Origin of the sequence: Janthinobacterium sp. LM6 (assembly GCF_002002885.1) — a bacterium.
Taxonomy (GTDB): Bacteria; Pseudomonadota; Gammaproteobacteria; order Burkholderiales; family Burkholderiaceae_D; genus Janthinobacterium; species Janthinobacterium kumbetense.
The window spans coordinates 3720482-3741599 of record NZ_CP019510.1; the positions used below are offsets into that span (position 1 = coordinate 3720482).

At 64.0% G+C, this 21118-nt stretch carries 24 protein-coding genes; 11 read left to right on the forward strand and 13 right to left on the reverse strand.

Translation table 11 applies throughout. From position 1 onward, the window contains the following. Nucleotides 1-83: 83 nt before the first annotated feature. Together BZG29_RS16345 and BZG29_RS16350 are read left to right on the forward strand one after the other, a co-directional pair. A complete protein-coding gene (locus tag BZG29_RS16345; protein ID WP_253192603.1) occupies nucleotides 84-1166 on the forward strand; it encodes a YeiH family protein in 1083 nt (360 codons plus the stop codon). Nucleotides 1167-1271: 105 nt separating this feature from the next. Further along, the gene (locus BZG29_RS16350) at nucleotides 1272-1913 is read left to right on the forward strand and encodes a LysE family transporter (protein WP_070218425.1); all 642 of its coding nucleotides are present in this window, start codon (nucleotides 1272-1274) and stop codon (nucleotides 1911-1913) included. Here BZG29_RS16350 and BZG29_RS16355 read toward each other — a convergent pair whose 3' ends face one another. Next, nucleotides 1914-2681, reverse strand: coding sequence for an alpha/beta hydrolase (locus BZG29_RS16355; RefSeq protein WP_077404960.1), 768 nt, complete (start codon nucleotides 2679-2681; stop codon nucleotides 1914-1916). An 86-nt stretch (nucleotides 2682-2767) separates the two neighbouring features. Between BZG29_RS16355 and BZG29_RS16360 the strand changes: the two genes are divergently transcribed. Continuing rightward, a complete protein-coding gene (locus tag BZG29_RS16360; protein ID WP_150130946.1) occupies nucleotides 2768-3526 on the forward strand; it encodes a helix-turn-helix transcriptional regulator in 759 nt (252 codons plus the stop codon). On the opposite strand, the gene BZG29_RS16365 is transcribed toward BZG29_RS16360, so the two are convergent. From BZG29_RS16365 to BZG29_RS16410, 10 genes are all read right to left on the reverse strand, one after another. Beyond that, nucleotides 3523-4164, reverse strand: coding sequence for a CatA-like O-acetyltransferase (locus tag BZG29_RS16365; RefSeq protein WP_077409139.1), 642 nt, complete (start codon nucleotides 4162-4164; stop codon nucleotides 3523-3525). The two genes, BZG29_RS16360 and BZG29_RS16365, sit on opposite strands and share 4 nt — an antisense overlap. Nucleotides 4165-4262: 98 nt before the next feature. Beyond that, complete coding sequence (locus tag BZG29_RS16370; RefSeq protein ID WP_077404966.1) at nucleotides 4263-4589, reverse strand: hypothetical protein; 327 nt, start codon at nucleotides 4587-4589, stop codon at nucleotides 4263-4265. A gap of 81 nt (nucleotides 4590-4670) precedes the next feature. Beyond that, nucleotides 4671-5543: a hypothetical protein gene (locus BZG29_RS16375; protein WP_253192604.1), complete on the reverse strand. Its 873-nt coding sequence runs from the start codon at nucleotides 5541-5543 to the stop codon at nucleotides 4671-4673. Nucleotides 5544-5683: 140 nt separating this feature from the next. Next, nucleotides 5684-6106 (reverse strand): DUF5071 domain-containing protein, encoded by a 423-nt coding sequence (locus tag BZG29_RS16380; protein ID WP_077404969.1) that lies wholly within the window; start codon nucleotides 6104-6106, stop codon nucleotides 5684-5686. Next, nucleotides 6103-7323 carry an MFS transporter gene (locus BZG29_RS16385; RefSeq protein ID WP_077404972.1) on the reverse strand — a complete coding sequence of 407 codons (1221 nt, stop codon included), beginning with the start codon at nucleotides 7321-7323 and terminating at the stop codon, nucleotides 6103-6105. Before BZG29_RS16385 ends, BZG29_RS16380 begins: the two co-directional genes overlap by 4 nt. 38 nt (nucleotides 7324-7361) lie before the next feature. Further along, on the reverse strand, nucleotides 7362-8111 hold the full coding sequence (locus BZG29_RS16390; protein ID WP_077404976.1) for an energy transducer TonB: 750 nt from the start codon (nucleotides 8109-8111) through the stop codon (nucleotides 7362-7364). Nucleotides 8112-8131: 20 nt separating this feature from the next. Beyond that, nucleotides 8132-8428 carry a pentapeptide MXKDX repeat protein gene (locus BZG29_RS16395; RefSeq protein ID WP_077404979.1) on the reverse strand — a complete coding sequence of 99 codons (297 nt, stop codon included), beginning with the start codon at nucleotides 8426-8428 and terminating at the stop codon, nucleotides 8132-8134. Nucleotides 8429-8511: 83 nt separating this feature from the next. Next, nucleotides 8512-9282 carry a molybdopterin-dependent oxidoreductase gene (locus BZG29_RS16400; protein WP_253192605.1) on the reverse strand — a complete coding sequence of 257 codons (771 nt, stop codon included), beginning with the start codon at nucleotides 9280-9282 and terminating at the stop codon, nucleotides 8512-8514. Between the two features lie 11 nt (nucleotides 9283-9293). Then, nucleotides 9294-9890 (reverse strand): cytochrome b/b6 domain-containing protein, encoded by a 597-nt coding sequence (locus tag BZG29_RS16405; protein WP_077404985.1) that lies wholly within the window; start codon nucleotides 9888-9890, stop codon nucleotides 9294-9296. Next, the gene (locus BZG29_RS16410) at nucleotides 9890-10696 is read right to left on the reverse strand and encodes a DUF1223 domain-containing protein (RefSeq protein WP_077404988.1); all 807 of its coding nucleotides are present in this window, start codon (nucleotides 10694-10696) and stop codon (nucleotides 9890-9892) included. The genes BZG29_RS16405 and BZG29_RS16410 overlap by 1 nt, the downstream gene beginning before the upstream one ends. Nucleotides 10697-10826: 130 nt before the next feature. Between BZG29_RS16410 and BZG29_RS16415 the strand changes: the two genes are divergently transcribed. From BZG29_RS16415 to BZG29_RS16450, 8 genes are all read left to right on the forward strand, one after another. Beyond that, nucleotides 10827-11411, forward strand: a complete 585-nt coding sequence (locus tag BZG29_RS16415; protein WP_077404991.1) for a sigma-70 family RNA polymerase sigma factor — start codon at nucleotides 10827-10829, stop codon at nucleotides 11409-11411. Continuing rightward, on the forward strand, nucleotides 11408-12055 hold the full coding sequence (locus BZG29_RS16420) for an NrsF family protein (protein ID WP_077404994.1): 648 nt from the start codon (nucleotides 11408-11410) through the stop codon (nucleotides 12053-12055). The genes BZG29_RS16415 and BZG29_RS16420 overlap by 4 nt, the downstream gene beginning before the upstream one ends. A 118-nt stretch (nucleotides 12056-12173) precedes the next feature. After that, on the forward strand, nucleotides 12174-13682 hold the full coding sequence (locus BZG29_RS16425) for a DUF4331 domain-containing protein (RefSeq protein WP_216350309.1): 1509 nt from the start codon (nucleotides 12174-12176) through the stop codon (nucleotides 13680-13682). Nucleotides 13683-13700: 18 nt separating this feature from the next. Then, nucleotides 13701-13949: a hypothetical protein gene (locus BZG29_RS16430; RefSeq protein ID WP_077404997.1), complete on the forward strand. Its 249-nt coding sequence runs from the start codon at nucleotides 13701-13703 to the stop codon at nucleotides 13947-13949. Between the two features lie 86 nt (nucleotides 13950-14035). Then, the gene (locus tag BZG29_RS16435) at nucleotides 14036-15247 is read left to right on the forward strand and encodes a hypothetical protein (protein WP_077404999.1); all 1212 of its coding nucleotides are present in this window, start codon (nucleotides 14036-14038) and stop codon (nucleotides 15245-15247) included. Nucleotides 15248-15255: 8 nt separating this feature from the next. Beyond that, complete coding sequence (locus tag BZG29_RS16440; RefSeq protein WP_077405002.1) at nucleotides 15256-16371, forward strand: HupE/UreJ family protein; 1116 nt, start codon at nucleotides 15256-15258, stop codon at nucleotides 16369-16371. Between the two features lie 109 nt (nucleotides 16372-16480). Continuing rightward, nucleotides 16481-17332: an aldo/keto reductase gene (locus BZG29_RS16445; RefSeq protein WP_077405004.1), complete on the forward strand. Its 852-nt coding sequence runs from the start codon at nucleotides 16481-16483 to the stop codon at nucleotides 17330-17332. A gap of 12 nt (nucleotides 17333-17344) precedes the next feature. Beyond that, nucleotides 17345-18487, forward strand: coding sequence for an aldo/keto reductase (locus tag BZG29_RS16450; RefSeq protein ID WP_077405007.1), 1143 nt, complete (start codon nucleotides 17345-17347; stop codon nucleotides 18485-18487). Here BZG29_RS16450 and BZG29_RS16455 read toward each other — a convergent pair. Continuing rightward, a complete protein-coding gene (locus BZG29_RS16455; RefSeq protein ID WP_077405011.1) occupies nucleotides 18471-19016 on the reverse strand; it encodes an RNA 2'-phosphotransferase in 546 nt (181 codons plus the stop codon). The genes BZG29_RS16450 and BZG29_RS16455 overlap by 17 nt on opposite strands. 17 nt (nucleotides 19017-19033) lie before the next feature. Beyond that, complete coding sequence (locus BZG29_RS16460) at nucleotides 19034-21058, reverse strand: TonB-dependent receptor (RefSeq protein ID WP_253192606.1); 2025 nt, start codon at nucleotides 21056-21058, stop codon at nucleotides 19034-19036. Nucleotides 21059-21118: the final 60 nt, after the last annotated feature.

Here is a 21118-nt window from a genome sequence, read left to right on the forward strand (position 1 = left end):
TAAACATACAAAAACAATCCGTTTTACCATTTAATCGACGAACTGTACAGTCATGCCATACGCATAAAAACATGGAGTACGGCATGTCTTCCCTCTCAAGCACCAATACAACAAGTTTCAGCGACCGCTACGGCCGCCTGCTGCCCGGCCTGCTGCTCAGCGGCGTAATCGCCTGGGGCGCCATTGCGCTGGGCAAGCTGGAATGGATGCAAAGCCACGGCATGAGCGCGCTCACCCTGGCCATCATGCTCGGCATCGTGCTGGGTAACAGCGTGTATGGCCGCCTGGCGCCCACCTGCGGTGCGGGCGTGGCCTTTTCCAAACAGACATTATTGCGACTCGGCATCATCCTCTACGGCTTCCGTTTGACCTTTCAGGATATCGGCCAGGTCGGCCTGGCCGGCATCGCCATCGACGCGCTGGTGCTGGCGTCCACGTTTGGCCTGGCCATGTTCCTCGGCACCAGGGTATTCAAACTGGAACGCAACAGCGCCATTTTGATCGGCGCGGGCAGCTCCATCTGCGGCGCGGCGGCCGTGATGGCGACCGAGCCCGTCGTCAAGGGGCGCAGCGAGGATGTCACCGTAGCCGTCTCCACCGTCGTTGTGTTCGGCACCATCGCCATCTTCCTGTATCCCTTGCTGTACCGGTGGAACCTGGGCTGGCATGTGCTGGGCGCCACGCCCACCGCGTTCGGCGTGTACATCGGTTCTACCGTGCATGAGGTGGCGCAAGTGGTGGCGGCCGGCAAGTCGATCGGGCAAGAGGCGGCGAATGCGGCCGTGATCGCCAAGATGGTGCGCGTGATGATGCTGGCGCCGTTTCTCGTCATCCTGTCGGCGGTCTTGGCGCGCAGCAAGGCCCGGAGTGGCAACGGCGGCCACGACAAGGCGGCCAAGCTGGCCATCCCCTGGTTCGCCTTCATCTTCATCGGCGTGGTCGCCTTCAATTCGCTGGGCCTGCTGCCGGCAAGCATGGTGGCCACCATCACCGAGTTCGATACGGCCTTGCTGGCCATGGCCATGGCGGCCCTGGGCTTGACGACGCACATGTCGGCCATCCGCCGCGCCGGCATCAAGCCCCTGCTGCTGGCCGGCCTGCTGTTCTGCTGGCTGATCGCCGGCGGCGCCGCCATCAACCATGTGGTCGCCAGCCTGTTTGCATAACACTCGCCCGTGTCGGGCCGGGGTAGCCGACACGGGAGTCGAAAACTTCGTACAATAAGCGTGTTTTGACTCTCAATCCGGCTCCGGCCCCACCCAGGAACACCCATGCATCTCTCGAACTGGCTGCTTTTCTGCAGCGTCGCCCTGCTCGTCACGTTTTCTCCCGGCCCGGCCGTCCTGCTGGCCATCTCGAACGCCATCGCCGTCGGCCCGCGCCGCGCCATGATCAGCAGCATGGGCAATGGTTTCGGCTTGTTCATCATTTCCGGCGTGGCCATGGCCGGCATGGGCGTCGTGCTGGCCACCTCGGCCACGGCCTTCATGCTGCTGAAACTGGCTGGTGCCCTGTACCTGGTGTTCCTGGGCATCAAGCAATGGCGCAGCAAAACCAGCGTCGTGGCCGATGCGCCCGTGGTGCAAGGCGCGGCGAATCCAAATTCATTCTGGAAACTGTTTCGCCAGGGCTTGACGGTGGCGCTGACCAATCCCAAGGCCATCCTGTTCTTCTCGGCATTGTTTCCGCAATTCATCACGCCGGGCGAACCCGTGGCCATCCAGTTCACCGTGCTGACGACCTCGTTTGTCGCCTGCGCCATGCTGGCCCACCTGTTCTACGCCAACCTGGCGCGCCTGCTGAAAACCCAGCTGGCCACGCCGGGCCGCGCCAAGCTGTTCAACCGCATCACGGGCGGCGCCTTCGTCTTGCTGGGCCTGAGCCTGCTGCGCCTGCGCAGCAAGGCAGCGTAACTAGTCTTTTTCTGTCAAGAATGCCTCGATGCTGGCCGCCAGGGCCAGCGGCGTTTCATTCATCGGATAGTGTCCCGCATTGCCCAGCACCTCCAGCCGGGCTTGCGGGTACCACGCCAGATACGTGCGGCGCATCAGGGCCGCGTCAAAACGGGGGTCATGCTCCCCCACCAGCGCCAGCAACGGCAGTTCCACGCGCGCCGCCTTGATTTCTTCACTGAAATCCGTCCCGCTCCACGCGAGGAAGTAGCGTGCAAACGCGGCCCGATCCGCACTCTCCCACGAATATTGCGCCTTCCAGTCCAGCCAGGCGGCAGGCAAGCGCCCGCCCGTGCTGCGGTCGATGATGGCGCGCCGCGCCTGCACGTTGCCGCTGGCGTCGAGAAACGGTTGCCGCGCCGCCCCGTCGAACGCCACACCGCAACTGGGCACGGGCGCCACGGCCACCAGTTTGCGCAAGCGCAAGGGCGCCATCAAGGCCAGCCGTTCCAGCGCCATGCCGCCCATCGAGTGGCCCACCACGCTGAAGGTGGCAAAACCCAGCGCATCGGCCAAGGCCAGCGCGTCGCGGGCGACTTCATCCATCGAATACTCACCGGCCGCGCCACGCATGCCGCCATAGCCGCGATTATCCATGAAGACATAGCTGAACGCGCCGCCGTCGAGACCCGCTTCCATCGGAGAAAAAGCGTGGGCGTCGCCAAACCAGCCGTGCAGGACGATGACGGCGTGCGGGCCATGGCCCACGCGATGATAGGTATTGTGCATGTTCACTCCTGAAAAAGAGTGTAATGGTAAGCGGCCGGCAAGCGGCCCGCCTTCGATGGCAGGTCAAATACTGTAGAGTATGGGCCATGGATGATTTTTATACGGAAGTACCCCGCCCCTTGATCGCCACGGCGCGCGACCATGCCGCCGATACCGTCTTTCCCAGCCATAGCCATGCGCGCGGACAATTCGCCTATGCGGCGCGCGGGGTCATCAGCGTGCACACGCCGCAAGGCAACTGGCTGGTGCCGCCGCAACGGGCTTGCTGGGTACCAGCCCGGCTTTCGCACGGCATGCGCATGCATGGCGCCGTGACCATGCACAACGTGTTTATCGACGCACCGGCCATCGCCGGGATGGGCTTGCCATCCCACTGCCAGGTGCTGGACGCCTCGCCGCTGCTGCGCCAGTTGCTGGCCGAAGCCGTGACCGTGGAAGCCTTGTATGCGGAAGCATCGCGCGCGGGACGACTGATGGCCTTGCTGCTCGACGAGATTGCCGCCGCCAGCCCCCTGCCCCTGAACGCGCCCTTGCCGCAGGAACCCCGGCTGGCGCGCCTGTGCATGGACATGCTGCGGCAACCGAGCCTGGACAGCAGCCTCGATGCGATGGCGGCGCAGGCCGGCATGAGCCGGCGCACCTTTACGCGGCAATTCCGCGCCCAGACGGGCCTGGCCTTTGCCCAATGGCGCCAGCAAGCGTGCCTGCTGGCGGCCATCACGCGGCTGGCGGACGGGCAAGCCGTCACCCGTGTCGCGCTCGACCTCGGCTATGCCAGCCCCAGCGCCTTCACGGCCGCCTTCCGCCGCGTGCTGGGACAGGCGCCCAGCGACTATCTGGCCTAGGCAATGGTGGCAGCGATGCGCTGCGACAATGCTTGCGCCAGTTTCTGCACATGGTATCCATCGACAAAGCCATGGTGGGCTTGCGCGGAAAACGGCACCCGCATGCGGCCATCCTGCTGCGCGGGGCCGAACTTGCCCCAGGTAAAGGTCGGGATGTCGGCGTCGCGGTGGCGGTGGATCGGGTGTTCGATGGCCGCCAGTTCCAGCCACGGCAGGCAGGTGATGAAGATATTGTTGCGCTGCTCGCGCTCGGTCTCGCCCTCGCCCGTATTGATCAGCGCAGCGCTGGCTTCCGCTAAGCGCTTGGCCGCCAGGCTGCGTTCGATGAAGAGGTCGAGCTGGTCCGTCATCGCGAAACGCGTGTAGTTGAGATTCTCGTCGCCGTTGATGACGGTGTACGAGGCGGGAAAATCGTCGATGCGGATCACTTCGCCCTGGTAGATGCGGTACATGAAGTTGTCGATATCCCTGACCGTATTGAGCAGGCAAAACAGGAAAAAGTGAAACACGGGGATTTTCCGTTCCTTGCACCAGGGCCGGAAGTCCGGCACGTCGAGCTGGAAGTTGATGTTGACTAGGGGATTGTCAAACGCCCGGAACAAATCATAGCGGTCGCGCCGCTTTGCAAAATTTTTCATGCGGCGAGTGTAGTCGACGAGGGTGCTGGCGGGCAAGTCATGCCGTACCGGCTTGCCAATAGCTTGCCAATGCGACATGCAGCACCAATCGCTCCCTGTTATTGCTCACTGCGACTTGACTGCCTGGCGCGCAAATCAAGAAAAACATGCCCCAGGATTTTTCTGCCGTGCATATCGACGATCACCGTCAAATAAGTATCATCGCGGGGAACGGGAATGCCGATATGCTGAAACTTTCCATCCGACGATTCATAAATATGCGCGACCTGCCAATTCCAGTCCGCGGCGTCGCCAAAGTCACTGCCGATGACCAGATCGGCATATGCCCAAAGATCGACGACTTCCCTGGCGGTTTCAGTCACCTTCAGCATAGGCGCATGAAACGTTTTTTGATATTCGTCATTCGACAGTAAATGTGTTTTCATTTTTTATCTGAATTTGGCCGCCGACCGGGATAGCCCGGTCGCTGGCCTCCCCGTAACGGGAGGCATATTTCCGCGGGAACTTTACCCGGCCTGATTAATCTCGTCGTCCAGCATATTGGCGAACAGGTCGAAACTCAGGATACCCGTGCCGATGCATGAAAATACTGTCGTACCGGCCGCATCCTTGATCGTCAGCCTTTCGGTCCAGTCATTCTGATTCATGCACTTCAGGCTGGCGCCAGGCCAGGTGACGCCGTCCACATGCAAGCCCTGTGCGGACAAGGCCAGTTCCTGTGTCTTGACATTCAGGAAATTACCGAACAAGCGCTTCTTGTACACATCGCCGCTGCTGATATAGCGGAAAGTCACGCTTTCGCCGTCCGCCAGCTTTTGCTTCAAGACGGGCATGCGGTATTCCAGGTAACGGGAGCGGAAGTCGTCCATGAATTCGTCAAAGCGCTTGAGTTCCCCGGTAGCCCATATCCATGGCTGGTCGGCGCCCGTGCGGTAGGCAAGGTTATTGATCATGCCGGTCATGGCGGTGGAACCGCCGGCAAACAGATACAGATCCTCGATATCGGCAAAGGCGGCGTAACTGCGAATGCCGTTCAATTCATGCACCACACCGTCTTCATGCAATTCAAAACGGCTTTTCCGCCGCTTGAGCATTATCGCGCGCATGACCAGCACCAGCACGGCGAGCAGCAATAGAAAAGCCGCCGTGCCGTACAAAATAGTCAAATTGCTGTGTGTGCCCAGCTTGGCGCCATTGCGCAAGGTCATGGCCTGCGTATCGGTCAGTGTTTTCTGAGGGATGGTCGTGCTCAGGTACAAGACAAAACCTGCCACTGCCGCCAGGATCGCCGCAAATACCGCAAACAGCATAGGCACCGTCTTGCCATGAAAATACACGGCGAGTGCTTTATTGGTTTGCGGGATACTAAAATTGCCCATGTAATCTTCCTGTTAAATGATAGGGAGGGTTTTACAACCCGGAGGTCGAAATATATTCGGCCCGGATTGTCTCCTATCTCTTACAGGAATGGCCACACGCACGCACATTCAATACTAATTTCTTACAATAATGCCCCTGATTACTGGCCGACCGCAGTTATTATCTGGCATTGCAGAATTTCCCGGGCCACCTCGGCCACGCCTTCTTCCCGTTCTCCCATTGTCGGTGCATGGGCGAAGCGTTGCAATTCCCCGTCCAATTCGAATGCCAGCTCCCGTGAATGGCGCACGATGCCCTGCAATATAAAGTACTTCCATGGTTCGTCATTACCGGCCAGCACCGTTTTTATATACGGAGCAAGGCGCACACCGATGCCGGCAAGATACGGCAGGAGCACGCCGGCCACCGGCCAATTGACATCTTGCGTCCATTCCAGAATCTGCGGCATGGCTGGACGGATTTCCTCCCAGCTCAAGGCAACCAGTGCTCGCGCGTTCCGCGTATCGTGTTTATCGCGTGGCAACGGCAGAGGCGTGCGGGGCGTCTTGCCGGTCCGTTTCATGAGATGCCGCCGTGCGCCAGGCCCCGCTGCACCTTCCACGCCAGCGGCAAGGTCAGCAGCAATACGGCCGCCAGCGCCAGCAGGGCCATGTGCACGCTCGTATGGTCGCCCAGCGCGCCGAACAGCACGGGCGACAGCGCCCCGCCGCCGATGCTGCCCGTGTAGAACAGGGCGAACGCATGCTCGCGCTTGCCGGGTTCGGCCAATTCCGGCACCACGCCATACAGCACGGACGAGGTGCCATTGAGCGCCAGTCCCAGCAGGGGCAGCATGGCCATGACGCCGGCCAGCGGCAGCCACAAGGCCAGCACGATCAGCAGCGAGGTCATCGATTCCGTCAGCCACACGGTCTTCATCATGCCGATGCGCGCGCCCAGGTAGCCGCACAGCAACTTGCCGAAGGCGCCGCCCACGAACAGCAGCGATAGCGCCACACCGATGCCGGCCGTGCCCGCACCCTTGCTCTTCAGCAAGAATGGCAAAAAGGTGAGAAAACCCATGCGCACGGCGCTGTCCAGGGTGCCCGTGGCCAGCAGCGCGCGAAAGCTCGCCTTCGAGCCGCTGCCGGCGATGGTCTTGCCCGCCTTCTTCGCGCCCGCCGGCAGCTCGCCCGGTTTCGGCAGCAGCCACCACAGCAAGCCGGCCGCCGCCAGGCCCAGCAAGCCCAGCAAGGAGACGCTCGCTTGCCAGCTGCACACCAATAACAGCAAGCCCACCAGCGCGGGAATCAGGGTCTTGCCGATATCGCCGGCAAAGTTGTAGTGCGACAGCGCTTCCTTCACGCCGCCGCCCGCCTCGTGCGTGTCTGTGACGATGGAAGACGCCAGCGGATGCTGCGTGCTGGCGCCCAGGCCGCCCAGCAGCAAGGCGATCAGCAAGACGGCCAGGCCGCCCGCCTGCCCCGCGATCAGGTAGGCGACGCCGGCCAGCGCCGTGCCGCCCACCAGCATGCGCTCGCGCCCCCAGCGCTTCGCCAGGCGGCTGGCCAGCAGCTGGAATCCGGCCATCATGCCCGAGTAGGAACCGCGCAACAGGCCCACCATGGCGTAACTGATGGCAAACTGCGCCTGCCAGATGGGCAGGAGCACATAGATCACATCCGTCAAGCCGTCATGCACGGCATGCGCGCTGCAGGCGGCGAACAGCGAGCGGCGGCGGATCGATTTGTCGGAGGGGGACGATACGGTGGCAACAGCGGCGGCGGACGGTTCGGTCATGACTTCGGCGGGGAAACAATATGGAGAGTGCAAGCTTACTACAGGGCCTGGCGGCGCAGCAGCACCTTGCCATACGTGCTCCAGCTACGCGTGCCGCCAACTTCAGGATCGATGGCAAAACGACAACCCTGCACATAGGCAACAGCCGCCTCGACCAGTTCCGCTGGCAGGCCTGGCGCTTCGGCCACGATGCGTGCGGGGGCTCCTTCACTGCCGATAAACATGCGCAGCACTACGCCGCTGTCATTGCTGGCCGATTTGTCGAGGTTGTTATAGCCCTGGACGCGCGGGGAAGGCTGGCAGCTGCCGGGTACCAGCAAGGGACGCAAGAGCTCGGTATCGTCCAGGTCCCATACATATTGAACACTAAAATTTTCCTTGGCCGCTCTATCGGCAGGAAATACGCACTGCCGCACATTGCTCAGCGCCGCATCGTCCAAAACTTTCCACCCCGAACTGCGTGCCACGGATGCCGTTGCCACCTTGCCATCCTGCCCCACGGAAAAGCGCATGCTCGTTTTACCTTCCAGTTCATACAGGCGCGCCTCGCGCGGATACACTTGCGGCGGACAGGTCGCGCCCGGCATCGCCTGGCCAAGCCCGGGCAGGATGGCCAGCACCGCTGCCGCACAGCGTAATGGGAAGCTTGCTTCATGCATCGGCATCGTTACTCCAGCAATTGCTATTAAATAAGTTTTCAATTTTAGCAAATTGCCATGAACATCAGCAAGCCGCTGGCCAAACGACGGCAGGCGCGCCATCCGGCGATGGATGGTGCGCCTGCCCATGCAAAACCTCGCTTGCCCGCTTATTTGCCCATCGCATCCTTGGCCATGCCATCCTTTTTCATTTCATCCTTCTTCATGCCGTCTTTTGCCATGGCATCTTTCGCCATGCCATCCTTGGCCATGTGGTCCTTCTTCATGTGTTTCTTCGCCATCGGCTTGTGCATGCCGTCCTTGCCCATGGCATCCTTGTGCATGGCATCGGCCGGGGCATCCTTGGCCATGGCGTCTTTCTTCATGGCGTCCTGGGCAAACGCGGCGCCCGACATGAGGATGGCGGATGCGAGGATGGCGGCGAAGGTGCTGAACGTGGTTTTCATGATATGTCCTTGTCTCTGGGTTATATGGGCAAGATTGCCCGGTGGTAAAGCTGTTGCCGTGCTGCGGGTACTGCCAAAATTGTTCAAGAGCCGCCGAACCAGTTGTAGCCCTGATTCTCCCAATACCCTCCCGGATACGTATTCGTCACGAAAATGGCCTGGATGTGCTTCGGGTTCTTGTAGCCCAGCTTGGTCGGCATGCGCAATTTCATGGGGTAGCCGTACTTGGGCGGCAATTCCTGGCCGTCGTAGGTCAGGGCCATGATGGTTTGCGGATGCAGGGCCGTGGCCATGTCGATGCTGGTAAAGTAATCGTCGGCGCACTTGAAGCCGATGTATTTTGCCGTCGTGTCGGCACCGACCCGCTTCAGGAAGTGGGAAAACGGCACGCCGCCCCACTTGCCGATGGCGCTCCAGCCTTCCACGCAGATGTGGCGCGTGATCTGGGTTTCCTGCGGCAAGGCGCGCAGCTGCGGCAGGGTCCACGGCTTCCTGTCGGCGATCAAGCCGCTCAATTCCAGGCGCCAGGCGTCGCCATCGACCTCTTCCACTTCATCTTCGCCGTAATACGCGTTGAAGGGGAACGGCCGCGTGATCATGGAGTCCGGATACGTCGGCGCCAGTTTGGTCGGGTCGAACAGCCAGCCCTGTACCGTGTCGTTGAAGCGCGAGACGGCCGTCAGGGCTGTCTCGATGCCGGACGGGTCGCCGACGTTGCAACCGGTCAACAAGGACAAGCCGCCCAGGGTCAGGCTGCGCTGCAGGAACAAACGGCGCGACGGCTGCTTGATCTGGCGCAAGGCGTCGTCCAGCATGGCCTGGCCCTGCCTTGGCACGAGGATGGTTTTTTTCATGATCATCTCCTTCAGCGGCCGCGCAGCATGGCGACCAGGGTGCGCGGCACCAGCGCCACCATCAGCAAGTGCACGCCGACAAAGCCCGTCAGCAGCGCCATGGCGATGAAGTGGACCCTGCGCGCGCTCTCGTAGCCGCCCATCAGTTCGCGCAAGAGGGGAAACTGCACGGACTTCCACAGCACCAGGCCGGACAGCACCAGCACGATGCAGTCAAGCATGACGAACAGGTAGGCGGCGCGCTGCACCATGTTGTAGCGGCGCGGATCCGCATGGGCCAGCTTGCCCTTCAGCGCGGCGATAAAATCGGCCAGCAGCAGGCGCGGCGTCAGGGGAAAGAACTGGCGCCGCAGCCTGCCAGAGGCGATATTGATGATCAGGTACAGCAAGCCATTGGCCACCAGCAGCCACATGGCGGCGAAATGCCATTGCAGGGCGCCGCCCAGCCAGCCGCCCAGAGTCAGCGCGCGCGGCAGCTCGAAGGGGAAAAATGGCGCCGCGTTGTAGATGCGCCAGCCGCTGGCGGCCAGCACTACCACGGCCACGGCGTTGAGCCAGTGCGTCAGGCGCAGCCAGGCGGGGTGGATCACGCTCGCTTCTCCGTTCATCACATCACCCCCTTCGCGCAGGATGCCGTGCTGACGGCTTGCAGGATGGCGCTGCTGTCGGCACGCTGCACGAAGGCGACCACTTGCAGCTGCTCCGGGCGCCAGCTGGCGGGCAAGTTGACCTCGCGGCGCAGCCGGGCGTGGCCTTGCGCCAGCGCAACTGGTCCCAGCCACAGGCGCACGGCCGCATCGTGATGCAGGGTGGCGCCGCGGTTTTCGCCGCGCAGCACTTTCGAGACGATGGCGCTTTCGCTGATGGCCACGTACAGCTGGCCGCCCGTCTGCCCGTCCGGCGCGCTGGCATTGGCTTCCAGCAATAATTTTCCACCCGCCCCAGGCGTGGCGGACAGGCTGATATTGACGGGCGCGGCGGTCGCGTTGATGCGGCGGATGGCGGCCGGCAGCTGCGTATCCCAGCCGCGCAATTCCGTGCCGCCCACAAAGAATTGGGGCGTGTACGCCACGTGACGGGGCTGGTGGCGCAGCAATTCGGCCTGGCGCGCATCGAATTGCGCCTGCGCCAGCGGATCCGTCCAGCCGATCTGGTCCCAGTACGTGACGTGCAGGGCCAGCGGCACGACCAGGCTGGCCGCCCCCGCTTCCCTGCGCAAGGCGTTCAGGCGCTGGTCGGCGGGCGGGCAGCTGGAACAGCCTTCGCTGCTGTACAGCTCCACCAGCGCCGCCGTCTGCGGCCCGCTTTGCACGGCACAGCGCTGGCCGGCCGCCAGCTGCGCGTACACGGGTGCCGTCGCGGTCCACAGGCAGAGCGGAACGAGGCTGGCGGCAAGGCGGTGCTTGATATGCATGATGACTACCCGTTATAGTGAATGAAGAAGCGTGCTTGCCTGTCAATTCGCCGCAACGGCCGGATTGGTTACAGCCACCCTCAATTATTTTTGAATTTATTTTTTCCAACGCCTGTCACCAAAGGCCTGCATGCAACGAATACCTGTAAGCGAGCACCTGCATGGCACGGAATTGCGGCTGCATGGCTTGATGCTGCGCGGGCTCGATGGCGATGCGGCGGCGTATCGCAGCTTCTTGCAGGCCAGCAGCAGCCATTTGCGCGCATTCCTGCGGCGCCGCCTGCAGCGCTGGCCGGACGAGGTGGAAGACCTGGTGCAGGAGTGTCTGCTGGCCATCCACAACCAGCGGCTGACGTATGACACGGGCGTGCCGCTGACGTCGTGGCTCCATGCGATCGCCCGCTATAAATTGATCGACTGGCTGCGCCGGCATGGACGGCGCGAAGCGCAGCACTTGCCGTACGATGAAGAAGATAGCGCGCAGGAACTGTTTTCCAGCGCCGATGCCGAGGCGGCCGAAGCCAGCCGCGACCTGGGCAAATTGCTGGCCAGCTTGCCGGCGCAGCAGCGCGACGCCATCGTGCATACCAAGCTCGACGGCTGGTCCGTGCGCGACACGGCGGCGGCCATGCAGATTTCGGAAGCCAGCGTCAAAGTGGCCGTGCATCGCGGCTTGAAGGCACTGGCAGCCAACTTGAGGATAACGACACCATGAAAACCGATGACTTGATCGCCATGCTGGCCAGCGGCCCCGACGTGGCCGCCGCGCCGCCCCCGGGCGCCCGCTGGCGCGCCGCAGGCATTCTGACCGCCGGCGTACTGGGCAGCGTGGCGCTGATGGCCGTGTTGCTGGGCGTGCGGCCCAACCTGGAACAGCTGGCCCGGCTGCCCGACTTCTGGATCAAGGTCGGTTTCGTCATGTGCCTCTCCCTGGCGGCCTGGCAAGTCACCCGCCGCCTGTGCGTGCCCGGTGCGCCGACGCGCGCCCTGCCCCTGCTGCTCGCCCTGCCCCTGTTGCTGATGTGGGGGCTGGGCGCCCTCATCCTGCAGGAAGCCCCGCCCGGGCAGCGCGCCGAACTGTTCTGGGGCGCCACCTGGCGCAGCTGCCCTTTGCTGATCGCCACCCTTTCCTTGCCCATCCTGGCCGCCGTGCTGCGCCTGATGCGCCAGCTGGCGCCCACGCGCCTGCGCTTGGCGGGCGCGGCTGCCGGCTTCGCGGCCGGCGCCGTGGCGGCCCTCGTCTACTGCCTGCACTGCCCCGAGCTGGCGGCCAGCTTCGTCGGTTTCTGGTACGTGCTGGGCATGCTGGTGCCGACCGCCATCGGCGCGGCCCTTGGCCCCAAGGTGCTGGCCTGGTAAGCCAATGACCTCCTTTTCGACGCAGTGAATCCGTTTTCGTTCCCCGTGCGTATAAGTCAGGCAGCCTGCAGTTTCTTGGACTTGTCTGTCAACGCTAACAAAAACCGGGAGAATCGAAATGTCCTTGTCACACTCGAAAACCGCGCTGGGCGCAGCCCTCATGGGCAACCTGCTCGCCGTATCCTTCACGTTGGCCATCGCGCCAGCGGCCCACGCTTCCAGCCACCGCGAAGCGCCATTCATCACGCAAAACCCCAAAGTCGACGCCACCGACTTCTATATGTTCCGCAGCTATGAGGCGGGTCGCGGCGCCTACACCACCCTGGTGGCCGACTACCTTCCCCTGCAGGATGCCTATGGCGGCCCGAATTATTTCGCCATGGACCCCAACGCCCTGTACGAAATCCATATCGACAACAATGGCGACGGCAAGGAAGACCTCACCTTCCAGTTCCGCTTCACCAACACCATCAAGGATGGCCAGTTCACCGTGGGCGGCAAGAAAGTCTCGATTCCGCTCGTCATCAACGGCGGCGCCATCGACAGCGTCAACCCGGCCGGCCTGAACGTGCGCGAAACGTACAGCGTGACCGTGGTGCGGGGCGACCGGCGCACGGGTACCAGGAGCGCCGTCACCAACGCCAGCGGCGGCGGCACGACCTTCGACAAGCCCGTCGACAATATCGGCAACAAGGCCATCCCCAACTACGCCGCGTATGCCGCGCAACATGTGTATGCCGTCAATATTCCCGGCTGCGCCACGCCGGCGCGCATGTTCGTCGGCCAGCGCAAGGACCCGTTCGTCGTGAACCTGGGCGAAACGTTCGACTTGATCAACATCAAGGCGCCCGCCACGGAATTCGCCGCGAATGCGGAGTCGGCCGCCAGGGATGACCTGGCACGCAAGAACGTCACGGCCATCGAGATGGAAGTGCCGACCGCCTGCCTGACGGCGGGCAACGACCCCGTCATCGGCGGCTGGACCACGGCCAGCCTGCGCCAGGGACGCTTGCTGAACCCGGCACCGGGCGCCATTCCGGCATCGAAGGAAGGCGGCGCCTGGGTGCAAGTGTCGCGGCTGGGCATGCCGCTGGTGAATGAAGTGGTGATCGGCCTGAAGGACAAGGACCGCTTCAACGCCAGCAAGCCGTCGGGCGATGCGCAATTTGCCGACTACGTGAAAAATCCCACCGTGCCGGCCCTGGTGGAAGTGCTGTTCGGCTCGGCAGGCGCCAAGGCGCCCACCAACTTCCCCCGCAACGACCTGGTGGCCGCCTTCTTGACAGGCATCAAGGGCGTGAACCAGCCCGTCACCGTGACGGCGTCCGAAATGCTGCGCCTGAACACTTCGATCGCGCCCACCGCCGTGGGCGCGCAAAAGCGCCTGGGCGTCATCGACGGCGACAGCGCGGGCTTCCCGAACGGCCGCCGCCCCGGCGACGACGTGGTCGACGTGGTGCTGCGCGTGGCCATGGGCAAGCTGTGCACCCTGAACATCGGCTGCGCCCCGGCCGACGCCCCGGCCGGCGCCCTGCACTTCACGGATGGCGCTTTCCTCGATGAAACCTACTTCACGGCAGGTTTTCCTTACCTGAAAAACCCTGTCGCCGGTTCGCCGCAACTGTAAGCCTACGAGGAGAATACGATGAAAAAGCTCCATGCATGCGGCGCCCTGGCGCTCACCACCCTGCTGGCCGGCTGCGGTGGCGGCGGCAGCAGCCACGGCGGCGATAACGGCGACGGCGGCGTCACCCCTCCGCCCGTGGTCTTGCTCGACGCCTTCTATGTGGCCGTCAGCAACGTCATCCTGACCACCAGCGATGACAAGGACGGCGTCGCCATCGACGCCATCGTGGCGACCTCTCCGGAAAATACGGAGCCGGTACCGCTGTAATACGCAGTCACTGAGTGCGGGCGCCGGAGACAGCGGTCTCCGGCGTCCGCCCTTGCCGCCCTACTCCACCGTCGATGGCGTCCACGATGAAAACACCGATTTCCCTGCTGTGCGCCTGCCTGCCCGTGCTGGTGCTGGCCGCGCCCTACACGCCGAAAGACGGCAGCGCCGTCATCGAGCAATTGCCGCGCCGCGCCGACGCCACGCAGCTCGCCTTGCGCGGCCTGCGCCAGCAACTGAATGACACGCCGCAAGACCTTGCCCTGGCCACCAGCCTGGCCCAGCGCTACATTGCCCTGGCGCGCAGCGAAACGGACCCGCGCTACCTGGGCTACGCGCAGGCGGCGCTGGCCCCCTGGTGGCGGCAAGCGGCGCCGCCCGTCGCCGTGCGCCTGCTGCGCGCCACCATATTGCAAAGCACCCACAAGTTCGGTCTCGCCCTGCAAGACCTCGACGCTGTCATCGCGCAGCAGCCGCAAAACGGCCAGGCCTGGCTGACGCGCGCCACCGTCCTCACCGTGCAGGGCGACTACGCCCAGGCGACGGCGGCCTGCGCGCGCCTGTCCGCCTTGACGACGCAGCTCGTCACCGTCACCTGCCTTGCCAGTATCGCCAGCGTCACGGGCCGGGCCGCCAACAGCGAGCGCCTGCTGGACCTGACCCTGCAGAGAAGCACCGGCGCGGCGCCCGAGCTCGACAGCTGGGCCGCAACCCTGCTGGCGGAAATGGCCACGCGGCGCGGAGAGGCAGCGCTGGCCGAGGCGCGCTACCAGCAGGCGCTGGCGCGGCAGCCGCGCGACAGCTATCTGCTGGGTGCGTACGCGGATTTCCTGCTCGACCGGCAGCGCCCGCAGGAAGTCGCCAGGTTATTGAAAGAGCAGCAGCGCATCGACGCCCTGCTGCTGCGTTACGCGCTGGCGCTGCAGGCACTGCCCGGCCAGCAAGCGCCGTTCCTGGCGGCAAAGGCGGAACTGGCGGCCCGTTTCAATGCCGCCATGCAACGCGGCGACACCGTGCACCAGCGGGAACAGGCCCGTTTCGCCCTGTTTTTGCAACAGGATGTGCCGGCCGCCCTGCAACTGGCGCAGAAAAACTGGGCCATCCAGAAGGAAGTACCCGACATGCGCATCTTGCTGGAAGCATCCGTGGCCGCGCGCAACTACGCCGCGGCGCAACCGGTGCTGGCCTGGATCGCCGCGCATGGCGTGGAAGACGTGGCCCTGCAGCGCCTCGTCAGGCAGCTGGGGCCGCAGGATGGGCAAAAACTTAGTGCCGCAAAGAAAGCAGGTGCGCTGTGAACGCCCGCATGCTCGCGTTGCTGCTCACCCTGTGCGCCTGGCTGGCCCCCGCGCAAGCGCACAAGCCCAGCGACAGCTACCTGCGCCTGGCCGTGCACGGCCAGCAGATCGACGGGCAATGGGACATCGCCCTGCGCGACCTCGATTTCGCCATCGGCCTCGATGGCAATGGCGACGGCGCGCTGACCTGGGATGAAATCCGCGCGCGCCACGCGACGATCGCCGCCTACGCGCTGCAGCGCCTGCAGCTGGCCAGCGACCGGGGCGTCTGCCCCTTGAAGGCCGTCGAGCAGCTGATCGACCGGCATACGGACGGCGCCTACAGCGTGCTGCGCTTTGCGGCCACCTGCCCCGGCAACGCCGCGCCAGCCACCTTAAGCATCGGCTACACGCTGTTCGCCGACCTTGACCCGCAGCACAAGGGATTGTTCAAGATCGACAGCGGCGGCGCCACGCAAACGGCCATCTTCGACCCGGACAGCCCGCGCCAGACGCTGTCCCTGGCCGCGCCCGACCGCCTGGCCCAGTTCGGCGCGTATGTCAAACACGGCATCTGGCATATCTGGATCGGCTACGACCATATCCTGTTCCTGCTGTCGCTGCTGCTGCCGGCCGTGCTGCTGCCTGGCTTGCGCGACCAGCGGCAAGGCCTGAAAACGGCTTTTTATGACGTGCTGAAGGTCGTCACGGCGTTCACGCTGGCCCATTCCATCACATTGACCCTGGCCAGCCTGTCGCTCGTCTCGCTGCCGTCGCGCTGGGTGGAATCGGCGATTGCCGCTTCCGTGATCCTGGCCGCGCTGAACAACCTGCTGCCCCTGTTCCGCGGCAAGCGCCCCGTGGCCGCCTTCGTATTCGGGCTGATCCACGGTTTCGGCTTCGCCAGCGTGCTGCGCGACCTGGGCTTGCCGCAGGGTTCCCTGCTGGCCAGCCTGTTCGGCTTCAACGTGGGCGTGGAAATCGGCCAGCTGGCCATCGTCGCCGCCTTCCTGCCGCTCGCCTGGCTGCTGCGCAAGACGTGGTTGTACCGGCAAGTGCTGACCGTCGGCTCGCTGGCCATCGCCCTGGTCGCTTGCGTGTGGCTGGTGGAGCGGGTGGCCGATATCAGGCTGATCAGCGCATGAAGGGACAGATTCATTAGTACGGCTTATAAGCCTATGTCGATTACAACGGCTTATCAACGAGTGGATGTCGCCTTAGAGTAGCTCCTGTCAATTACCGAAGGAGCCAGCCATGCACCGCCTCCCCCTGAATAACGGCATCGCCATGCCCGTCGCCGGCTACGGCGTCTTCCAGATTCCCGACCCCGCCGAATGCGAGCGCAGCGTCATCGACGCCATCGCCTCCGGCTACCGCCTGATCGACACGGCCGCTTCCTACCTGAACGAAGCGGCCGTCGGCCAGGGCATCCGGCATAGCGGCGTGGCCCGCGAAGAGCTGTTCGTCACCAGCAAGCTGTGGGTGCAGGACACGGGCTACGAGCGCACGGCACTAGCCATCGACCAGTCGCTGCAACGCCTGCGGCTCGATTACCTGGACTTGTTCCTGATCCACCAGCCGTTCGGCGACGTGCACGGATCCTGGCGCGCCATGCAGGATGCGTATCGCAGCGGCAAGCTGCGCGCCATCGGCGTGAGCAATTTTCATGTGGACCGCTTGATGGACCTCATCGCATTCAACGACATCGCGCCCGCAGTCAACCAGATCGAGATCAACCCCTTCCACCAGCAGGCGGACAGCGTGGCCTTCATGCTCGAGCACGGCGTGCAGCCGCAAGCGTGGGCGCCATTCGCCGAGGGCCGCAACCACCTGTTCCACAATGAGTTGCTGTTGGGCATCGCCGGCAAGCACGGCAAGTCCGTGGGTCAAATCGTCTTGCGCTGGCTGACGCACCGCGGCATCGCCGTGCTGGCCAAGACCGTGCGCCGCGAACGCATGGCGGAAAACCTGGACATCGCCGGTTTCGACCTCGATGAAGCGGACATGGCCGCCATCGCCACGCTTGAAACGGGCGTCAGCAGCTTCTTTTCGCACCGCGATCCCGCCATCGTCCAGTGGATGGCCGAACGCAAGCTTGATATTTAAGGGAAAACACACATGCCAACAAAAGATACAAGCACGGGCCGCCGCGGCTTCCTGCTGGCGGCGGGCGGCCTGGCCGCCGCGCCGTTGATCGGCCAGGCGCAAGGCCAGGTGGTGCAGACTATGGCGCCAGCAGCGCTGGCGAACCGCCGCAAGCTGGGCACGCTGGAAGTATCGAGCATCGGCCTGGGCGTGCAAAACATGAGCCGCACCTACCAGACGACGATACCCGGCCGTCCCGAAATGCATCGCATCATCCGTACGGCCTACGAACGGGGCGTCACCTTGTTCGACGCGGCCGAGGCCTACGGCCCGCACGAGGTGGAGAGGATTTTGGGCGAAGGTGTGGCGCCATTCCGCAATGACGTCGTCATCGCCACCAAATTCGGCTGGAATATCGACCAGCAGACGGGCGAGCGCCGCCCCGGCACCAACAGCCGCCCCGATCACGTCAAGCTGGTCGTCGACGGCATGCTCAAGCGCCTGCGCACGGACCGCATCGACTTGCTGTACCAGCACCGGGTGGACCCGCAAGTGCCGATCGAGGACGTGGCCGGCGCCGTGCAGGACCTGATGCGCGAAGGCAAAGTGCTGCACTGGGGCCTGTCGGAAATGGGATTAGCCACCCTGCGGCGCGCCCATGCCGCCCTGCCCGTTTCCGCCGTGCAAAGCGAATACTCGATGCTGTGGCGCGGGCCGGAAGATGGCGTGCTGGCCCTGTGCGAGGAACTCGGCATCGGTTTCGTGCCGTGGAGCCCGCTGGGCGTCGGCTTCCTGGCGGGCGCCATCGACGCGAAAACCCGCTTTGCCGACGGCGACATCCGCCGAATCGAATCGCGTTTCTCACCGGGAAACCTGCCGCACAACCTGGCGCTGGCGGACTTGGTAAAAAATTGGGCCCTGCGCAAGCAGGCGACACCGGCGCAAATTGCCCTGGCCTGGCTGCTGGCGCAGCGGCCCTGGGTCGTGCCCATTCCCGGCACCACGCAGATGGCGCACCTGGAAGACAATCTGGGCGCGGCCGCCGTTCGGTTTACAGCTGCGGAAATAGCGGAATTGAACCAGGCCGTGGCCGCCATTCGGGTACAAGGGGCAAGGCTGCCCGATGCCGTGCTGGCGTATTCGGGCGTGGAAGCGCCCTTCAGGGAAAGCCGATAACTCCCGCCGGCACGGTATCAACCAGCCACACGCCATTGGCCGACACGTAAAACACGTGGCCCTGCGCCTGCATGGCGGCCGCATCCACCGTCAGCACGACGGGCTTGCCATGGCGTCCGCCGACGGCCACGGCCGTTTCGCGGCTGGACGACAGGTGCACGTGATTGCGCGATCCCGGCAGCAGACCGCCGGCACGAATCGCCTCGACAAAGCGGCTGGCCGTGCCGTGGTACAGCATGGCGGGCGGCGTGGCGGGCGGCAGAGCGATATCGACGGCGGCCAGGGAATGGCCCTGGTTGGCGCGGATGCGCAAGCCGTCGCCACTGATGGCGTAGCGCGTCTTGCTGTCGCGCGCCACCACGTCCTCTAATTGTTCACGGGAAAGGCGACGGCCATGCCGGGCCGATTGCGCCAGCAACTGGCCGATGTCGGCCCAGCCGTTGGTATCGAGTGCAAGGCCGATTTTTTCGGGGGCGTGGCGCAGGATGAGGGAAAGGAATTTGCTGGTATTTACTAAATGATCTGCCATGCCCCAGTCTACCGTTATCAGAACGCATATGACAAGGTCAGGCGTACGGAACGGGGTTCGACCGGATGGAAATGCCGGTCGTTCACCCCGTCCGCCCCTTCGCCAGGCAGGCGCGACGCATAGTAATAATCGATATCGCTGGCGCGCTTGTTAAACAGGTTGAACACGTCGAGCGACAGCCGCGTCTTGCGGTTGAGCTGGTACGCCAGGCGCGCATACGCCAGTGTCGTCGAAGCGGAGCGCACGCTATTGTCCTCGATCAAGGGACGCGGGCCGAAATAGCGCAATTGAAAAGCGCCCGACCACGGGCCCTGGTCCGTCACCGTTACGCCGAACGAAGCCACCTTGTCGATGGCGCCGGGGATATGGTTGCCCGCCGGATCGCTTTGCGTATAGCGCGAGCGCGAAGCGGCCAGGTCCAGGTCGAACAGCAGCCACGGCGCGGCAATGTAATGGTTGTTCCACTCGATGCCGTGGCGGCGGCTGGCGCGGCTCGCTTCCGTCCCGCCCGCGTCGCCGACGAACAGCAGTTCCGACGCGATATCGAGGCGCCACAGGGCCAGCGAGCTTTGCACGCCCGGCAGCCATTCCGTGCGCGCGCCCAGTTCCACGCCTTTCGTCGGCACCAGGGGCGTCACGGGCGTGGCAGCTTGCCCGTCAGGCAGCCGCGTCTGCGTTGTGCCCCGTGCATCGTTGCTATGGAAACCTTTTCCGTAGTTCACGAAAAATTCCGTCTTGCTCCAAGGGCCAAGAATCAGGGACAGCTTGGGCGACACCACGTGGTCGTTCGCCGCGCCGCTGTTGCCGGCTATGCTGCTATCGACTTTGAAACGGTAGGCGTCGTAGCGCAAGCCCGCCACCGAACGCAGCCACGGCAGCCATTGCACGGTGTTTTCGCCGTACAGGCCGATGCTGGCCTCGCGCACGCTGTCTTCGCGCACCGTACTCTGCCGCACCCGTTCCGCCGTGTTGTACAGGCCCACGGGCGACAAGCGGTCGTAGCGCGCCTGCACGCCGACCTTGTTGCGCATGGGCAGTCCCGCCAGCTCCGTGCTCCAGCTTTCGGCCGCGTTCACGCCCGCCACCGTGCGCCGCTCGCTTTGCTGGAACTGGTCGCCGGTGGCCGGGTTGGCGAGGAAATAGGTGAAATCGCTGTTCAGTTCCAGTTGCGAGCGGATCAGGTAGGCATCCAGTTCGAACAGCCGGTTTTCCGTGCGGCGGCGCTGCGCGTACGACAGGCTGGCGCGCGACGTGTCGCCGCCGTCGCTGGGCGCCAGCGAGCCGAAACGGCCGATCTGGCCCGACACCACGGCGCGCAGCGGCACCTGGTCCGTGGCGTTCCAGCTGTTGCGATACGCCATGCCCGTCACGCTGAACCCGTCGTCCGGCGTGCCCTGGCTGTAGCGCAGCACGCCGCTGTATTTGCGCACGTTTTCCGGCACGTCCCAGGGACCGTTGTTGCGGTTCACTTCCAGGCCGTACAGCAAGGTGCCAGGCCCGGCAGCGGCCGAATCGGCCACGACGCCGCGCACATAGCCGTGCTGGCCGACGGATACGCTGGCCTGGCCTTGCGGCAATTTGTCGGCCAGGCGGATGCGGGCGCTGCCTGCGGAGGAAAAATCGCCTTCGCCGGCGAAATACGGCCCCTTCTTGTAATCGATGCGCTGCACCAGTTCGGGAATGAGGAAATTGAGGTCGGAATAGCCTTGCCCATGCGCATGCGTGCGCATGTTGACGGGCATGCCGTCGACGTGGGTGGCGAAATCCGTGCCATGGTCGAGATTGAAACCGCGCAGGAAATACTGGTTGGCCTTGCCGTCGCCGCTGTGCTGGGTGACGATCAGGCCCGGCACGAACTCCAGCAATTCTCCCGTGCGCAAGGCGGGCCGGTTGACGATCAGTTCATTGGTAATGACGCCCTGGCTGGCCGCGTCCGACGTGCCGACGGCGTTGTCATAGTGGCCCGTCACGCGCACGGTGCGCGACGCTTCGGCCGCTGTGGCCCCGTCGGCCGGAACTTGCGCCGCCACTTGGCGCCCCATGCCCAACAATGCCAGTGCACAAGCTGCCACCAGTTTGCGTTTTCTCAATAGCATCGCGTC

Coding starts and splice junctions, on each gene's coding strand:
- BZG29_RS16360 (WP_150130946.1), top strand. CDS start 2,768: ATGGATGATTTTTATACGGAAGTACCCCGCCCCTTGATCGCCACGGCG.
- BZG29_RS16350 (WP_070218425.1), top strand. CDS start 1,272: ATGCATCTCTCGAACTGGCTGCTTTTCTGCAGCGTCGCCCTGCTCGTC.
- BZG29_RS16415 (WP_077404991.1), top strand. CDS start 10,827: ATGCAACGAATACCTGTAAGCGAGCACCTGCATGGCACGGAATTGCGG.
- BZG29_RS16400 (WP_253192605.1), bottom strand. CDS start 9,282: ATGAAAAAAACCATCCTCGTGCCAAGGCAGGGCCAGGCCATGCTGGAC.
- BZG29_RS16395 (WP_077404979.1), bottom strand. CDS start 8,428: ATGAAAACCACGTTCAGCACCTTCGCCGCCATCCTCGCATCCGCCATC.
- BZG29_RS16410 (WP_077404988.1), bottom strand. CDS start 10,696: ATGCATATCAAGCACCGCCTTGCCGCCAGCCTCGTTCCGCTCTGCCTG.
- BZG29_RS16345 (WP_253192603.1), top strand. CDS start 84: ATGTCTTCCCTCTCAAGCACCAATACAACAAGTTTCAGCGACCGCTAC.
- BZG29_RS16380 (WP_077404969.1), bottom strand. CDS start 6,106: ATGAAACGGACCGGCAAGACGCCCCGCACGCCTCTGCCGTTGCCACGC.
- BZG29_RS16450 (WP_077405007.1), top strand. CDS start 17,345: ATGCCAACAAAAGATACAAGCACGGGCCGCCGCGGCTTCCTGCTGGCG.
- BZG29_RS16440 (WP_077405002.1), top strand. CDS start 15,256: ATGCTCGCGTTGCTGCTCACCCTGTGCGCCTGGCTGGCCCCCGCGCAA.
- BZG29_RS16365 (WP_077409139.1), bottom strand. CDS start 4,164: ATGAAAAATTTTGCAAAGCGGCGCGACCGCTATGATTTGTTCCGGGCG.
- BZG29_RS16370 (WP_077404966.1), bottom strand. CDS start 4,589: ATGAAAACACATTTACTGTCGAATGACGAATATCAAAAAACGTTTCAT.
- BZG29_RS16355 (WP_077404960.1), bottom strand. CDS start 2,681: ATGCACAATACCTATCATCGCGTGGGCCATGGCCCGCACGCCGTCATC.
- BZG29_RS16430 (WP_077404997.1), top strand. CDS start 13,701: ATGAAAAAGCTCCATGCATGCGGCGCCCTGGCGCTCACCACCCTGCTG.
- BZG29_RS16375 (WP_253192604.1), bottom strand. CDS start 5,543: ATGGGCAATTTTAGTATCCCGCAAACCAATAAAGCACTCGCCGTGTAT.
- BZG29_RS16445 (WP_077405004.1), top strand. CDS start 16,481: ATGCACCGCCTCCCCCTGAATAACGGCATCGCCATGCCCGTCGCCGGC.
- BZG29_RS16460 (WP_253192606.1), bottom strand. CDS start 21,058: ATGGGGCGCCAAGTGGCGGCGCAAGTTCCGGCCGACGGGGCCACAGCG.
- BZG29_RS16405 (WP_077404985.1), bottom strand. CDS start 9,890: ATGAACGGAGAAGCGAGCGTGATCCACCCCGCCTGGCTGCGCCTGACG.
- BZG29_RS16390 (WP_077404976.1), bottom strand. CDS start 8,111: ATGGGCAGGCGCACCATCCATCGCCGGATGGCGCGCCTGCCGTCGTTT.
- BZG29_RS16385 (WP_077404972.1), bottom strand. CDS start 7,323: ATGACCGAACCGTCCGCCGCCGCTGTTGCCACCGTATCGTCCCCCTCC.
- BZG29_RS16425 (WP_216350309.1), top strand. CDS start 12,174: ATGTCCTTGTCACACTCGAAAACCGCGCTGGGCGCAGCCCTCATGGGC.
- BZG29_RS16455 (WP_077405011.1), bottom strand. CDS start 19,016: ATGGCAGATCATTTAGTAAATACCAGCAAATTCCTTTCCCTCATCCTG.
- BZG29_RS16435 (WP_077404999.1), top strand. CDS start 14,036: ATGAAAACACCGATTTCCCTGCTGTGCGCCTGCCTGCCCGTGCTGGTG.
- BZG29_RS16420 (WP_077404994.1), top strand. CDS start 11,408: ATGAAAACCGATGACTTGATCGCCATGCTGGCCAGCGGCCCCGACGTG.